The sequence below is a fragment of the Archangium sp. genome (genome assembly GCF_045802675.1).
Classification (GTDB): Bacteria; Myxococcota; Myxococcia; order Myxococcales; family Myxococcaceae; genus Archangium.
This window is the reverse complement of sequence record NZ_JBJMQO010000116.1, coordinates 1-15,693: the sequence shown is the minus strand read 5'-3', so window position 1 is coordinate 15,693 and position 15,693 is coordinate 1. Positions and strand designations below refer to the sequence as shown.

Here is a 15,693-nt window from a genome sequence, read left to right as displayed (position 1 = left end):
GGGCGCACTCGCGGGCTGGGCGGCGGCCCGGACGGGCGCGGGCGCGGCGAGCAGCGCGGCGGAGGCGAGCGCGGCGAGGAGCGTGCGGGGAGTCATTCCGTGGCGCCGAAGTTGAACGCGGTAGAGAGCTGGAGCGTGGGCACCTGGATGATGCGCGTGGCGCCCACGAAGACCGCGTTGTTCGTCACGTCGAAGCGGAAGGAGAGGTTCTGGCTGGAGAAGACGCGCACGCCCAGGCCGAGGTTGATGGCGGGCCGGAAGCCGTCGGCGCGCTGCAGCTTCATCACCGTGCCACCGCCGAGCAGGTACGCGCTGAAGTGCACCACCTTGCGGTTGCTGACGGCCATCTTCCCGTAGATGGGGCTCCACATCAGGTCCGAGCCCACCATCCACTGCACCTGCTCCTCGAAGGCGGAGCTGGTGGGGGAGGCGTCGAAGTCGCGCTCGAGCTGCTCGCGCAGGCTCGTCTTGAGGTTGTAGCTGTAGCTGCCGCGCCCCACCTGCCAGGCGAAGCTGTCGGTGAAGTGGTACGTGTAGCCCACGCTGCCGAGCAGGCCCTTGTAGAAGGCGTCCGCGGGCAGCACGCCCACGCCGAGCGACAGCTCATGGTTCATCCGGTAGAGCCGCTCCTGCACGGCGGAGACGGTACCGGGGTTCTCGAGGGCCTCGGCCTGGGCCCGGGCCATTCCGGGCAGCAGCAGGCTCGAGAGGAGGAGCAGGGCGTATCGCACGGTTCGGTCCTGGCGGTGGCCGGCCGGACGCGACGGAGAGCGCATCAGTAGCCGACCGAGTTGAAGATGAACGGATAGGTGATGATGACCGCGCCACCCTTCGCGGGCGGGAAGGTCCACGCCTTCAGGCCCCCCATGATGCAGGCCTCGACGGAGGGGTTGCGCAGGGTGGAGGACTTCGTCTTGGTGGCCACCACGCGGCCGTTGGTGCCGATGGTCCACTCCAGCACCACCTTGCCGGCCAGCCCCGGGTCCTTGAGCAGCGCGCGCTCGTAGCAGGCGTACACCTCCTGCAGGTGGCTGTTGACCACCTTGGCCACGGCGTCACGGTCAATGGCGCCCTGCGCGGCGATGGTGCGCGCGGTGGCCTTCGTCACCGTGCCGCCCACCTTGCCCTTGCCCACGCCGCCCGCGCCCAGCGCGCCGATGCCGCCGCCGCCCTTGCCCCGGAGAATCTCCGCGCCGAGCGTGGCCCCGCCGCCCTTGCCCCCGCCGCCCAGGCCGAGCGTCCCCAGGCCCGCGTTGGCGATGGGCGCCTTGCCGATGAGGCCCGAGAGCTTGAAGTTGGAGTTCTTCGCGTTCTTGCTGCCCGGCCCACTGCCCAGCTTGTCCACCGCCGCGAGCAAATCGTTGGTGGCCGGGCCCGCGGCCGACAGCTTCGCGAGGGCCTTGAGGGCACGGGACTCGGGCGCGGCGGCCACCGCCTTGGGCACGGAAATGGGTTTCTGCGGCTGCTTGGGCGCCGGAGGCTGCGGCGGCGCGGGCGTCTTCGTGTCCTTGTTGGCCACCTGCTTCCGGGCCTTCTCCTTGATGGACTCGAGCTTCTTCCGGGCCTCTTCCTTCTTCCTCGGCTCGGGCGCGAGCAGGCGCAGGGCGATGGGCGGCAGGTTCTTCTGCGTGAAGTCCGCGCCCTCGGGCGTCCTGGGCATCACGGCGATGAAGCCGGCCAGCGCCGTGCTCAGCGTGAAGAGGGTGCCCACGGCGAGCCAGGGCAAGTCCTTCAGCGGGTTGACGCGCACCTTCTCGGGCAGCGGGGCCGCGGTGGCCACCAGCGACATGCGGCCCTGGGACAGCCGCGCCGAGGTGCCCTGGCGCACGGTGACGAAGAGGCGCTCGCCCTGCGTCTCCAGGGCGTTGGCGGCCAGCGGCACGAAGCGTCCGTCCGGGCCAGCGCGCTCCACCTTCGCTCCCGAGGGCACGTAGAGGCGGAAGGCACCCTTGACGGACTCGGCCAGTGTGAAGCCCTCGTCCGGAAGCTGGAAGCCCCACAGCGGCATGGGTGCGCGCTCGTCCGTCGACGCGCGGACCGGCTTCCTCCCCGGAGCGAAACGGCGCGCCTCGCGACGCACGCCACCCCAGTAGAGCTCGAGGTAGAGGTGCGCGGGGCCTCCCCGGCCCGCATCCAGGCGCGGCGCGTACATGGGCGCTCCGGGCGGCGCGCTCACCCGTTCCCACGGCTGCTCCTCGATCTCGATGTCCAGCACCGGCGAGGGCAGGGGCTCCGGTACCCGCTCCGCGAGCACGTCGTCCGCGAGCACGAGCGCCGGGCCCGTGGCCTGCACCGGCTGGGGCGAGCGGCGCCGGGCCGAGGGCTGGGTGGCCATCGGCACGGGGTCCGGCTCGGGGGGCGGAACGGCGCGCACCGGCACGGCCGAGGCTCCGGCACCGTAGCCAGCGGAGGCGCCCGAGGGCGTCATGGCGGGACGCAGCGGGGTGACGTCCTCGGGGCCGCCGTAGAGGGCGGTGCTGCCCGGAGGCGTGGGCGCCGGGCCGGGACGCAGGGGCACGGTGGCCGCGGGCGGCGGAACGGGCGCCACGGGCCTCACCGGTCCCGAGGGCCTCACACCGGGCTGGGTAGCCGCGAGTGGGTCGTGCGCGGAGTCCCGGCGCGCGGGAGCGGCCCGGGGCGGCGGGGCGGGCACCGAGGCGACCGGGGGCGGCGGGCTCCCGAGCAGCGCGGCCACTTCCGGAGGCGGCTGCTGCCGGTTGTCGCGGGGCTGCTGCGAGAGCACGCGCGTCTTCAGCACGAAGGGGCCGCAGAGCACCTCGTCCGTCGAGCGGATCTCACACGCGGAGATGCGGTGGCCGTTGACGTAGAGGCCCTGGCCCGAGCCCGAGTCCTGAATGGCCGCGCGGCCGTTCTGGAAATAGAGCACGGCGTGACGCGGGGCGACGCTGGCATCGTCCAGCCGCAGATCCGCGGAGGCGTCCGAGCCCAGCACGTACGAGCCCGGCGTGAACACCTCCGTGCCCACGAGGAGTCCATCGCGAAGGATGACGACCTGAAGAACCGTCTGCTGACCGCTCAACGTTCATCCTCCCTGGCGCAGGCCCGTCGAGCGGGTGCCTACGGCTGCTGGTCGTAGACGGTGGACAGAATCTCCGAGCGGAAGTTGTCGCGCTCGCGAATCATCGACCGCGTCTTCAGCTCCTTGCGGTCGTACAGGTAGACGGCCCCGGACTTGTTCGTCTGTCCCTGGATGAGCCGGTCATCGAAGTCGATGCGCGCGGGGCCTCGCGAGGCCGGCGCACCCGAGGCACCCTGCGCGGACTCGCCGGGGGACGGCTCGCTCACCCGGGCCGAGGCTGGCTCCACCTGCTTGTTGGGCGTCTCGGGGCGGGCCTGCGTCTTGCGGTTCTTGCCCCTGGCGGTGGCGCTGGCCTTCGCCGCGCGCGCACGGCCCTCCGCCCGGGCCTGGGAGGCCAGAGGGGTGGGAACAAGGCCGAGCAGGCCCGCGATGGCCAGGGAGCACAGGAAGCGCCGCATCATCGGAGGACGTTACGCGATGCTCCCACCAACCTTCAACGCGAAGAACGCTCTTTGCGATTAGGCTGGAAAAGGCGGAGCGCTGCTCCCCGTGGCGGTGGCTTGCGTGACACGTTCAATTCGCTCCCTCGCGGCGATCGCCGCGCTCCTGGTGATACTGGCCGCGACAGGTGTGGTGCTGTCGCGCCATGGCGCACGGCCCGCGCCCGTGCCTCACGCGCGGATTGACTCGGTGGGCCCGCGTCTGACGAGCAACCAGACCTCGCAGCCGCTCGCCGTGTACGGGGAAGGACTGATGCCGGGACTGCGGCTGGTGCTGGGGCCGCCCCTGTCGCGCGAGCTGCCGCTCTCGGTGGTGGATGCACGGCATGCCTACACGCGGCTGCCCGCGGACCTCGAGATCGCCGCGGATCAGGTGCAGGCCGTGGTGACGGTGCGGCTGGCCGGGCCTCCCGAGGTGTCTCCGGAGGCGGCGCCCGAGGGCGAGGCTCGCCTCACCGTGGTGAACGACACGGCCTTCCCGGACCTGACGGAGCTGGTGCTCGCGCCGGATGGGCGCACGCTGTTCATCGCCTCGCCGCCGACGGATACGGTGTTCTCGGTGGATGTGGCCAGTGGGCACGTGGAGCCGCTGGCGGCGGGAGATGGGCCGAGCGCGCTCGCCACCTATGTGGACGTGGCCGGGCGGCCCTGGCTGGCGGTGGCCCACCGGTGGGAAGGAGCACTGCGCCTGTACGCGCTGGATGCGCCCAGGAGCGCGCCGAGGGTGTTGCCCGCGCCGGCCGGAGCCATGGGGCTCGCGGTGGATGGAGCGCGCGGCGTGGCCTTCGTGGCCGAGCACGTGCGGGATTCGGTGCACGCGCTCTCGCTGGCGGACGGGCACGCGGTGTGGACGGCGAAGGTGGACCCGAATCCCCGAGCGCTCGCGCGTTGGAAGGGGCTGCTCGCCGTGGGCAGCCTTCAGACGGGACAGGTGGAACTGCTGCGGCAGGAGGACGGCGCGCCGGGGGCGACGCTGGTGCCCGGGCCCGGCGTGCGCATTGAAGGAGGCGGCACGGAGCGCTACTCCGCGCAGGTGATGGGCGGCACGGCGGTGCGAGGGCTGGTGGCCTCGGAGAAGCAGGGGCGCCTCTACATGGCGAGCCTGGGGCCCAACGTGGGGCCCAACGCCGAGCGCATGGAGGTGAGTGCGAACAGTGGCGTGACGGAACTGGAGCCCGAGCGCGGCGAGGTGGTGCGGCACCGGGGTTTCGGGGCGGGCATCACCGAGGGGCTGGTGCTCGATGACGGAGCGGGGCTGCTGTACGCGGCGGACGTGGGGCTGGGGCTCGTGCGGGTGCTGGACGCGCGAAAGCTGACGGTGCTGCGGGAGGTGGCCATGCCGCTGCCCGAGGGCACGCCGCTGGTGCGGCCGGCGGAGGACTTCGGGACGGCGGGCCGGGCCGGGGTGGAGCTGCACGCGGGGCCGAGGTCGCTCGCGCTGGCTCCGGACGGGCGCACTCTGTACGTGCTCAACCGGCACACTGGCACGGTGGCGGTGGTGGACGTGTCCGAGGCCCGTGCTGGCCGCGCCCGGGTGGTGCGCCAGTGGCCGGTGACGGAACTGCGCACGCAGGCGAAGCGGCGGCTCGGGCAGGTGCTCTACTACGCGGACCTGGGCCGCACGGGGATGAGCTGTGACGCGTGCCACCTCGAGGGCCACACCGGAGGCGTCTTCTTCGCCAAGACGCGGCCGATGCGCATCTACCGCTCGCCCACGGCGCTCGGCAGCCGGGACACGCCACCGTACTTCACCCCGGCCAGCACGTTCAGTCTGGCGGAGACCATGCGCACGGTGGGAGGCCGCAATCGCTTTCACAATCCGAACCCCACCGAGGCGGAGGTGGAGGCGCTCGCCCTCTACGTGTCGCTAATGCCCACGCCGCCCAATCCCTACCGGGATGCACTCGGTGCACCGCTGGAGACGGTGGAACTGCCCGACGGGCGGCACGGGAGCCCCGTGCGGGGACGCGAGATTTTCGAGGGCAGGGGAGGGTGCACCGGGTGCCACCCCGCGCCCCTCTTCACGTTGGATCAGGACTCGAGGACACGCGGGCGCTACCTGGACGTGGGGACGCCGAACGCATTGCCCCTGCGGCTGGAGCAGCAGGACCTGGTGCCGGGAATGGCGCCGCCCTCGCTGGTGGGGGCGTGGGATGTCTGGCCGTTGCTGAGCAGCGGCGCCGCGGGCTTCGAGGTGCATGAGGACAATCGGCTGGCGGTGGGCACGCGCTTTCCCCTGCGCGCGGTGCAGGAGACGTCCGGCCCCGCGCACGGGAACATGAAGGCGCTCTCGCCCGCGGAGCAGGACGACCTGCTGGCCTGGCTGCTCACGCTGTAGCAGGGTTTCCGCGAGCAGCACTAATCTCGGAGATTCTCCAAGGGATGTTGCCGGAGGCGATGCGCCCCGAGAGGAAGTGACCGAGTAGTATTAGTCCACGATGAAAAGCCTGGCCCCTGTCTCTGTCGACGAGCGGTGTGCCCCGTCGTCATCGGAGACCTGGTAGCTCATCATCGGCCCGAGCTCGAAACGCCGGCCGTCCTGCAACTCCGTGAGCAGCGTCCCCTCGAGCACGAGCAGGATGTGTCCGCGGCTACACCAGTGGTCCGCCACGTACCCGGGTGTGTACTCAACGAGCCGGACCCGGATGTCTCCCGCCTGGAGCGTCCGCCAGAGCGCCTTCCCCGCGGCCCCCGGGTGCTCCGTGGGATGGATGGTGCTCCAGTCCGTTGTGCAGAAGGGAATATTCGAGATTTTCAGAAGTGGCTCCTTCCAGGGGGAGGGACGTGCGCCCCAGCCTGCCAGGAGGGAGGCCGGGCCTTCACTCTACAGTCGTGACGTCTGCTAGGGTGAACCCCGGAGGTATTGCGCCCTGGCACGACTCCTACCGTGGTTCTCACTCGCGCTCGTCCTGCTCGGGAGCGCCGCGGCCGCACAGCAGCCTCAATCCCCCGCCCGCGAGCGCCAGGAGCGGCAGGTCGTCGTCCCCACCAGTCCTGGCGAACCAGTAATGGAGATACGGGTGGCGGCCGGCATCGCCACCACCCTCGTCTTCAACGCCGCCATCGACAGGGCTTCGGTAGAGGTAGAAGGGCAGCGGACGCGCTTCCGGCTGGTGGACGTGGGTGAGCGCACCCTCTTCCTCGAGCCTCTCGTGCCTCCAGGGGACGGAGAGCGGCTGGGCGTGCGGGTGCGCTACAAGGACGGGGCCTCCCCGGCGTCAGCGGTCTTCGCGCTCGTCTCCCACCCCACGGTGGTGGACACCCGGGTGGATGTTGCACGCGTGCAACGCTCCCCGGAGGTGTTGGAGGTGGCGCTGGCCCAGTGCGAGGCGGGTGAGCCGGCCAGCCTGGTGCTCTCGGGACGACTGGACCGGAATGGTGTCCGAGCCCGGCCCATCGACATCGATCAGAGCCCACATGTTCAGGCCGGCATGAGCTTGAAGGAGGGCACCGGGTACCGGGCAGGCACCTGGGCGTTGGCCGCCATTCGCGTGCACAACCTGCCTGGACAGCGGCCGTGGACGATCGGGGAGGCGCGGTTCTTCAGGCCGAACGGCACGCCCGTGAGGGGGGTCTCCGTCCGCATGGACAGGCCGCAGCTCGCCCCGGGAGACGTCGGCCTGGTGGTGGCGGAGACGGAGGTTCCCTACTGGGATGCCGGGGAGATATTGCGCCTCGAGCTGCGAGAGAAGGGTGGCGGGCGGCACCTGGTCATCGGCGCGGTGGAACTCTAGGAAGGCTGGCCATGACCGCGGAGGCCCTGCACCCAGACCACCTCGAGGCCGGCGACACGGTGGGACCCTGGCGCATCGTCCAGGTGCTGGGCCGTGGAGGCTCCTCCCGCGTCTTCAAGGTGGAGAGGGAGGGGAAAACCTACTCCCTGAAGATGGGGCTTCGCCCCCCTCTCCGACTCCCGGGAAGAGCTCTCGGAGGACGAGTACGTGGAGGAGCGGAGCGCCTACCGGCGGCTCGCGCGCGAGGCGGCGGCCCTCTTCACCTACTCCTCCCATCCCAACCTGCTGCGCGTCTACGCGGTGGACTTCTGGCCCGACCCCAGCATGGGCTACCCCTTCCTCGTCACCGACTACGTGGACGGGGATGACTGGCACGAGTGGCGCTGGTTGAAGCATCCTCACGCCGGCAGGCTCGTGGACACCTTCGGCGACGTGGTGCGCACCGTGGACACGCTGCACAGGCGCGGCGTGTACCACCGGGACTTGAAGGCGGACAACCTCCTCATCCGCCGGGCGGACGGTAGACCCTTCCTCATTGATTTCGGCACCGTCCGCCTGCCCGGAGCCCTCACGAAGACGATGGGCGTGCCCGAGGGCGTGCTGCACCTGCTGCCCCCCGAGCTGCTGGCCTACACCCGCTCCGGGGCGTTGAAGCGGGGCGAGCCCTTCCAGGGAGGTGTACCCGCGGACCTGTATGCCTTGGGAGTGCTGCTCTACCAGGGCCTCACGGACCGGCACCCTTTCGACCCGAAGCTGCCGGACAAGCAATTGGTGGCGGCCATCGCCACCGTTGTTCCCGCCGCGCCCCACGTCCTCAACCCGCGGGCGCCGCGCTCCCTGAGCGACATTGCCCTGAAGTTGCTGGAGAAGAAGCCCGGGGATCGCCATCCCAATACCCAGGCGTTGCTCCATGCGTTGGAGGAGGCCGCTGAGAAGGAGAGGGCGTCCCCCGCCTGGAAGGTGCCCCTCACCCTCCCGGAGAAGAGCCCGGCGGATGCGGCGCCCGAGCAGGAGCCCGTGGCCGAGCACCCGCGAGCAGCCCTCGAAGTGGAGGAGGCGCAGCCGCGAGATGAGGCCTCAAATGAGAGGTCTGGCCCCACGGGGCGCAGCTCGCGGAGGAAATGGCTCTTCATCACGTTGGCCTGTGCTCTCCTGGTGGGGGCCATCGGCCTGATCATTGGACGAGCGCTGCTCAAGCCCTCATCCGCGGCGCCTGATGCGTCCGCCACTGCCCAGAGAGGAACCCTCGTGCCCGACTCCACCCACCCTGTCGCCGCCTCCCGTCATCCCTCGCGCTCCAGCCTCCTCGCCGCATGGCTGTGCGCCGTCACCGGCGTGGGGTGCCCCGGGGTCCAAGTGCGGCCCGAGCCAGCGGACTGCCCGACGGAAGCCAAAGAGGCCATGTTCAAGGAACTGGGGATGCGGGGGGGCAGCTTCACCAACGCCCTCGTCGACGTAAACCAGCCGGAAGAGGCTGGCGGCTACGGGCTCTACACGGATGGCCCCATCGTGGGCCGCATCACGGAGGGAGAGGGACTGCTGGTGGAGGGCACGCTGCTGTATGGGCGGCTGTGGACGGGCCCCGGCCTGACAGATGACCTTGGCCGGGAGTCCGTCATCGGCCGCTACACGCGTGCCGTGCTGCCGAACGGCAAGGAGTACCCCGTGTGCATCGCCCTGGGTGGCCCTCACGGGCGCATGAAACGGCAGCCTGGAGCCAGGTCTGGCACTGTCCAACTCTCGCGGGTTGCACCCGTGAATGGCGTCTGGCGTTGGCCGTGAGAGCATTCTTCGAGGCTCCCCACGAACCGCCTGACATTCTTCTTGTGGCCTATCATTCAAACTTCGATGTGGACTCCGTCCTGAAAATCCTGGGGACCGTGAACGAGAAATACCAGGATGGCTCGCCGGAAGACGAAGCACTCCGAATCTCCGCGGTAGCGCTTCTCTACGTGCGCGATATCCAAAAACTGGATGAGTACCGCGAATATTTTCGCAAGTTCTACATACCCGCCATTGAATCCGTCGTCGTCTCCCAGACGTTCGCGACGAGGGATGCGGCGAACACGTGGCTCGCCAGTGGAAGGGCCAGTGAGGGGGAGCTCGTCAGAATCGCTGGCCAGGGCTTCCGCGTCATCACCGCCCGAAAGAGCAAGGAGTTGATGTTCCTGCGCACGCCCCTGCCCGAAGAAATGGAGACTCCGGACTGAGAACTCAGTCTCGCACCATCCCCGTGGCCTGGCCCCCGAGGACAACCCCTCATGGAGGCCAGGCCCGCCGCGAACGGGTCAGTTCCGGGTCACGTTGACGTCGTCCACCTGCATCCAGGTGTCGCTCGTCGCCCAGAGCCCCGCGTACAGCTCGACGCTGTGGTTCGCTCCCGAGTTGAACTGGACCGTCACCTGCGTATACCCGGCCATGGGTTGCGTCAGGTGGGTCTCGTTCAGGATGGCCCCTCCCCCCAGCACCCGCGCGCCGAAGTAGCCATCGTTGAAGTTGCCGGATGTCTTCAGCCACGCCGTCAGCGTGTAGAGCGTGTTCGGTGCCACCGCCACCTCCTGCTTGATGGCGTTCCAACCCGTGGTGTTCCGCACCCAGGCGTTGTTGGCCCCCGTCCTCGCGAACCCGAGGTTGCGGTCGATTCCCGCATTGCCCTCGGCATACCAGGGCGAGGTCGGGCTCGTGCTCGTCTGCTGCTCGAAGCCGGCCTGGCCCACGAGGTTGGCGCCTCGGGTCAGGCTGACGTCATCGAGCTGCATCCACGTATCGCCGTTCGCCCACTCGCCGCCGTAGACCTCCACCACGCTATTTGCCCCGGAGTTGAAGGACACGGAGATCTGCGTGTAGCCCGTCAACGCGCCGAACGGCGTCTCACCCAGGATGGGACCGTTGTTCACGCCCCTCGCCCCGAAGTAGCCCGTCGTGTTGTTGGCGGAGGTCCGCACCCAGCCCTTCAACGTGTAGTCCGTATAGGGTTGGACGACCACTCGCTGCTTCAGGGCATTCCAGCCGCTGCTGTTGCGCACGTACCCCGCGTCCTGGCCCGTCCGCGCGGTGCCCAGGTTGCGGTCGATGCCTCCATTGCCCTCCAGGTACCAGGGCGCCATCACGCTCGTCGCCTCCTGAGTCTCGAAGCCGGGCTCGCTCAGGAGGTTGTCGCCAAACGCGTCGCTCGTCAGCGTCGTCCTCATCAGGAAGGTGTTGTAGGGCGTCCACTGCGACGTGATGAAGTACAGCGTGCTCCCGCTGGTGGACCCCGGGTGGATGAAGCCGTTGTAGAGGCCGGGGTAATCCGTCCCGCTCGCGAGCACCTTCTCGCCGCTCCACGGCCCCGTCAGCGTCGCCGAGTCCCTCATCACCACGGCCTGACGGTGCTCGTTCAGGTAGGTCATCAGGAAGCGGCCGAAATAGGAGTTGTAGGCGACGGACAGCTCGCCCGCGATGCCCGTCGCGACAGGCGCCGCCGCGGCCTGCGAGGCCGACCAGCCATTGCCATCCCAGTACCGGTAGTCCGTGATGTTCAGCAGCCCCGTCTGGGGCACGCGGGCCAGATACACGTCCCCGAAGCGGCCATTCTGCGTCGCGTACATGTACACGAAGCCGCCATCCTTGACGAAGGCCGCCATCTGGAAGTTGTTCGTCCAGGTGCTGTTGTTCTGCCACTTCGCGCTCGGATGTTTGAGCCAGCTCTGCCCGTTGTCGTCCGAGTACGCGATGCCCGAGTAATTGGTGTACCACTTGCCCGGGTCGCCCCAGTTGTTGACGGACATGTAGTGGATGTAGTGGCGCGTGCCCACGGTGACGCCCGCCGTCGGGATGACGGTGATCTCGTCGAAGTTGACCTTCTTCGAGGACAGGAGCTCCTTCGCGTGCCGCGCGGTGTCTTGAATCATCGTGGAGAAGGACAGGCCGTCCGCCAGGTTCGTGTCGGAAGAGCGGGCGAGCACGTTGCTGCGCCATCCCCCTCCACACCCGCCGTTGCCACACCACCCGTTGCCGAAGGTGTCACCGAACAGGACGAAGATTTCTCCCCCTCCCTTGTCCCACATGATGCCGAGGTCCGTTCCCATCACCTCGTAATTCGTATGGGTTTGATTGGGATTGGGCAGGCTCTCGCCCGAGGGCGTGGCTCCCGTCACGCGGGCGATCTTCGTCACATTCGTCGGGGTGACGGCTTCGGCTGGGGCCGCTCGAACGGCGACGCCCAGGGCCAGCCCGAAGATGCACGTCTTCCACATCCGCCAGTGATTCATGGTCCGTCCACCTCCGTGGGGCGCCCAGGGAAGCGACGCCGTTGTCATGGCCTCCTCGAGACCGAGAAAGTCATTTATCACGGATTTGGAAAGAAAACGTGGTTATCCGTGCTTCTTTCCGCGGCCTGGCTCCAGGTCCGGCACTGTCCAACTCCCGCGGGTTGCGCCCGTGAATGGCGTCAGGCGTTGGCCGTGAGAGCATTCTTCGAGGCTCCCTACGAACCGTCTGTCTGACACTTTTCCTGGGCTCGAGAAGACCTCGCGCAGGGGATTTCTCGCGCCGTCCGGTGTTTCTCGGATCGACACGTTTCCGGCCTCGTGACACAGTGGCCTCGGGGGGGGACTCCGACCAGCTCTTGGAAGCCAGCTGCCGCGTTGGAGGCCACCGCGTTCCCTTCGAATTCAAAAGGAGTTCACGGTCCATGAAGCGCCAAACGCTGCTCATCTGGAGTTCCGCGCTGGTGTTGCTCGCGGGGTGTTCCACTCCGCCCGGGTCCACCGGCGCACCGCCCGAATTGACCACGGTCACTGTCACCTGTGCTCCCTCGTCCGTGGTGCGCAACGGCAGTGTCCGCTGCACCGCGAGCGCCACGGATCAGCACGGCGAGCCCTTCTCCGTCCCGGGCTACACCTGGACGTCCAGTGACGAGAGCGTGGCGAAGGTGGATGCCGAGGGCGTCGCCAGCGCCCTCTGGGCCGGCACCGTGACCCTCACCGCCAGCGCCACCGCCAACGGGGTGACGAAGCAGGGACAGGCCTCGCTCACCGTCACCGAGCACGCGCCCACCGTGCACTCCAAGAACATCACCACCAACGAGACGTGGCGGGCCAGTGACAATCCCCACGTGGTGCACGGGCTGTTGGATGTGGACGGGGCGAGCACTTCCGCCACGCTCACCCTCGAGCCCGGAGTGGAGGTGCGCTTCGACGCGGACTCCCAGCTCTACTTCAAGAACGGCGCGCTGCAGGCGCCCGGCACCGAGGCGCAACCCATCCGCCTGGTGGCCAATCAGCCCGCGCCCACCCGGGGCTTCTGGCGCGGCCTGCTGTTCGCCACGTCGGCGGGGGCCTCGCTGATGGAGCACGTCACCCTGAGCGACTGCGGAAGCGTGGATCCCGAGCTCGGGGTGGGGACCTGCCTGTCCCTGCTGACCAATACCACGGTCGTCGAGCGGGACCTCACCGTCCGCAACAGCGGCGGCATGGGGGTGTGGCTCGTGGGCCCCAGTGAGTTCGCGGCCGGTTCGGCCCGGCTCTCCGTCTCCGGGTGCGCGTCCTACCCCATGCGCGTCCACGCCGACCAGGTCGGTGCGTTGCCCACGGGGGGCACCTTCACGGGCAATGACCGCGATTCCATCGTCGTCAGCGACGACGTCAGGCACTCGCAGACCTGGCCCAACCTGGGCATTCCCTACGACTGCTTCGGCCCCGGCCTGGGCGTCGGGGTCAATTCCTACGGATCGACACCCCCCACGCCCATCACGCTCACGCTTACCGCCGGCACCGTGTTGCGCTTTGGCTCCTCGGATTCATTCCTCGTCGGCTCCCAGTTCTCCACTGCCCCGGCGGACCTGATCGTGAATGGAACCGAGGAGGCTCCCGTTCGCTTCACGTCCTCCATGCGGACACCGCGGCCCGGGGATTGGGGCGGCGTGAATCTCTATCAATTCACCTCCAACACCCGCATCTCCCACGCCATCATCGAGTACGCGGGCGGAACTTCCTTCGAGCGAGGGCTCGCCAACCTGAAGGTGAACGCGAGCGCCTCCTGCACCGACTGTCCCACGCTCGACCACGTCACCCTGCGCAAGAGCAGCGCCTATGGCCTGAGCCTCAACGGGCCGATCGCCGCGGGCTCCACCGCATTGGAGATTCGCGATAACGCGGGGGCCGCGATCTTCATGCCCGCCGACAGCGTGGGAAGCTTCCCCGCGGGACTGGCCATGAGCTTGAGCGGCAACTCGCCCGATGCGGTGGAGGTCAACGGCGAAGTCTCGCACTCGCAGACCTGGCCCAACCTGGGCATTCCCTACAACATCCCCCGCGGCGTGAGCGTCACGGGTTCGTGGTCGCCCACCACGCTCACGCTTTCCGCCGGGAGCGTGTTGCGCTTTGGCTCCCAGGCCTACTTCAACGTTGGCTCCTCGTTCTCGGGTGACCAATCGACCCTGGTCGTGAATGGCACCGAGCAGGCCCCCGTTCGCTTCACGTCCTCGTCGGCGACGCCTCGGCCCGGAGATTGGAGCGGCGTGAGTCTGTATGGGCTGGCCGTCAGCCACCGTCTCTCCCACGCCCTCATCGAGTATGGGGGGGGGAACGAGCCCGGCACGAAGACAGGCAATCTGAACGTGTACGGGTCCTACTCCTGCTCGTACTGCCCCACGACCGGGCTCGACCACGTCGTCCTGCAGAAGGGCAGCGCCTATGGCCTGATGCTCCTGGATGGGCAACTCACCTCGGACTCCACCGGCTTGACGGTGCGCGATAACGCCAGTCATGCGATCCGCGCGACCGCCAATAGCGTGGGGAGCCTCCCCGCGGGAACGACCGTGAGCGGCAACTCGCTCGACGCGGTGGAGGTCTCCTCGAGCGACATCCGCACCACCCAGACGTGGCCGGCTCTGGGCATTCCGTACCTCATGACCCAGGGCCTCTATGTGGACAACTCCTCGCGCCGGCCGACGCTGACCCTGACGGCGGGGACGGAGTTGCGGTTCGACCCGGGCACCGGGGTCATCGTGGCGGATTTCAGTCAAGGCGCCCTGGTGGCGGCGGGGACCGAGCAGGCGCCGGTCCGCTTCGTGCCCAACTCGTCCACGCCGTCCAAGGGCTTCTGGGCGGGAATCCATTTCAGATATGGGTCGACGGGCAGCCGGCTCGACCACGCGTTCATCTCCCACGGCGGGGGGACGAGCGGCTACAGCATGCAGGGCGACCTGAACGTCTATTGGGAAAACGGCGCGTTCGTGACGAACAGCACGATCAGCGACAGCGCCACCTGCGGCATCACGGTGAACGGAAACCCGGACTCCGACTCCGGGCGGGTGACGACGGACTTCACCCTGCCCTCGTACGGCAACACCTTCCTCAACAACGCCAACGGCGCGCAGTGCGCGAAGTGAAGCCTGGCGCCTGAGGGCTCCCGGGCCCATTCGCGCCCGCGCGCGAATGGGCCACCCACCCGCGACCGCGCTCCTCTACCAGCGCCCTCAGTCCTTCTGAATCGCTCGTGCCACGGCCTCTTCGCGTGGGCCGTCCGCGAGGGGGCTTCCGCTCGGCAGCACCGCCGTGGGCTCCTCGCTTCTGCCCGGGGTGGGGAGGTGCTCCGCCCGGGTCTCCTGCTCCGTGCTCCGCACCGGAATCCGGCCCGCCTTGCGCGCGAGGGCCTCCTGCACCAGCCGGCCCAGTTCCCGCTGTCCGTGGGGATGGGGCGCGAGCTCTCCAGTCAGGGCACACAGTTGCTCGCGCAGCCGCTGGCCCCGGTCCGTGCGCTCCGCCACCTGCCACCGCAGCAAATCCATGATGGCGGCATCCAGCGCGGGGGGCACCTCCGGCCGGTGCACCGAGGGCGGCACGAGGAAGGGCGGCGGGGTCGCTCGCACCGTGTTGGAGACATCCTCCTCCCGGAAGACGCGCCGTCCCGTGAGCGCCTCGTGCAGCGTGAGGCCGAGCGCGAACAGGTCCGCGCGCCCGTCGAAGGCGTGGCCCCGGGCCTGCTCCGGCGCCAGGTAGCCCAGCTTGCCGCGCACCCGGTCCGCCTGGGTGAGCGGGACGTGAATGGCCGCGCGCGCCACTCCGAAGTCTCCCAGCTTCACCTCGCCGATGCGCGACAGCAGGATGTTGGGCGGATTCACGTCCCGGTGCACGAGGTTGAGCGCGACGCCCTCGTTCGAGGTGCGCCGGTGCACGTAGTCGAGCGCCTCGCCCAGCTCCGCCCCGAGGTACGCCACCACCGCCGGTGGCAGCGGCCCGTGGCTCTTGAGCAGCTCGCGCAGGGACACGCCCTCGATGTGCTCCATGGCCATGAAGTACGTGTCCCCGAACCGGCCCACGTCGAGCACCTGGACGATGTTGGGGTGGTTGAGCAGCGAGCCCAGCTCCGCCTCCCGGCGGAACAGCGTCACGAAGTCCTCGTCCTCGGCGTAGGCCGGGAGGATGCGCTTGAT

Annotated in this window: 11 protein-coding genes; 5 read left to right on the top strand and 6 right to left on the bottom strand. The window is 69.1% G+C overall.

The features are described from left to right. Nucleotides 1-92: 92 nt before the first annotated feature. The 3 genes from ACJ8AN_RS32360 to ACJ8AN_RS32350 are packed head-to-tail and all read right to left on the bottom strand — an operon-like array spanning nt 93 to nt 3,501. Nucleotides 93-731: an outer membrane beta-barrel domain-containing protein gene (locus ACJ8AN_RS32360; protein ID WP_407759397.1), complete on the bottom strand. Its 639-nt coding sequence runs from the start codon at nt 729-731 to the stop codon at nt 93-95. 44 nt (nt 732-775) lie between these two features. Continuing rightward, nucleotides 776-3,040: an AgmX/PglI C-terminal domain-containing protein gene (locus ACJ8AN_RS32355; RefSeq protein WP_407759396.1), complete on the bottom strand. Its 2,265-nt coding sequence runs from the start codon at nt 3,038-3,040 to the stop codon at nt 776-778. Nucleotides 3,041-3,078: 38 nt separating this feature from the next. Beyond that, nucleotides 3,079-3,501 (bottom strand): hypothetical protein, encoded by a 423-nt coding sequence (locus tag ACJ8AN_RS32350; RefSeq protein ID WP_407759395.1) that lies wholly within the window; start codon nt 3,499-3,501, stop codon nt 3,079-3,081. Between the two features lie 103 nt (nt 3,502-3,604). On the opposite strand from ACJ8AN_RS32350, the gene ACJ8AN_RS32345 reads away from it, so the two are divergent. Continuing rightward, on the top strand, nt 3,605-5,878 hold the full coding sequence (locus ACJ8AN_RS32345) for an MtsA protein (protein ID WP_407759394.1): 2,274 nt from the start codon (nt 3,605-3,607) through the stop codon (nt 5,876-5,878). A 90-nt stretch (nt 5,879-5,968) separates the two neighbouring features. Here the strand turns inward: ACJ8AN_RS32345 and ACJ8AN_RS32340 are convergent, their stop codons facing one another. Next, complete coding sequence (locus ACJ8AN_RS32340; protein WP_407759399.1) at nt 5,969-6,283, bottom strand: DHCW motif cupin fold protein; 315 nt, start codon at nt 6,281-6,283, stop codon at nt 5,969-5,971. A gap of 127 nt (nt 6,284-6,410) precedes the next feature. On the opposite strand from ACJ8AN_RS32340, the gene ACJ8AN_RS32335 reads away from it, so the two are divergent. From ACJ8AN_RS32335 to ACJ8AN_RS32325, 3 genes are all read left to right on the top strand, one after another. Then, nucleotides 6,411-7,274: a DUF2381 family protein gene (locus ACJ8AN_RS32335; protein ID WP_407759398.1), complete on the top strand. Its 864-nt coding sequence runs from the start codon at nt 6,411-6,413 to the stop codon at nt 7,272-7,274. A gap of 207 nt (nt 7,275-7,481) precedes the next feature. After that, entirely contained in the window at nt 7,482-9,056 is a 1,575-nt protein-coding gene (locus tag ACJ8AN_RS32330) for a serine/threonine protein kinase (RefSeq protein ID WP_407759393.1), read from the top strand. Beyond that, nucleotides 9,053-9,484, top strand: coding sequence for a hypothetical protein (locus ACJ8AN_RS32325; protein WP_407759392.1), 432 nt, complete (start codon nt 9,053-9,055; stop codon nt 9,482-9,484). Before ACJ8AN_RS32330 ends, ACJ8AN_RS32325 begins: the two co-directional genes overlap by 4 nt. 78 nt (nt 9,485-9,562) lie before the next feature. Here ACJ8AN_RS32325 and ACJ8AN_RS32320 read toward each other — a convergent pair whose 3' ends face one another. Then, the gene (locus ACJ8AN_RS32320) at nt 9,563-11,527 is read right to left on the bottom strand and encodes a DUF4185 domain-containing protein (protein WP_407759391.1); all 1,965 of its coding nucleotides are present in this window, start codon (nt 11,525-11,527) and stop codon (nt 9,563-9,565) included. Between the two features lie 422 nt (nt 11,528-11,949). On the opposite strand from ACJ8AN_RS32320, the gene ACJ8AN_RS32315 reads away from it, so the two are divergent. After that, on the top strand, nt 11,950-14,649 hold the full coding sequence (locus ACJ8AN_RS32315; RefSeq protein ID WP_407759390.1) for a hypothetical protein: 2,700 nt from the start codon (nt 11,950-11,952) through the stop codon (nt 14,647-14,649). 87 nt (nt 14,650-14,736) lie between these two features. Here ACJ8AN_RS32315 and ACJ8AN_RS32310 read toward each other — a convergent pair. After that, nucleotides 14,737-15,693: serine/threonine-protein kinase (locus ACJ8AN_RS32310; RefSeq protein WP_407759389.1), on the bottom strand; the 957-nt coding region annotated here is incomplete at its 5' end.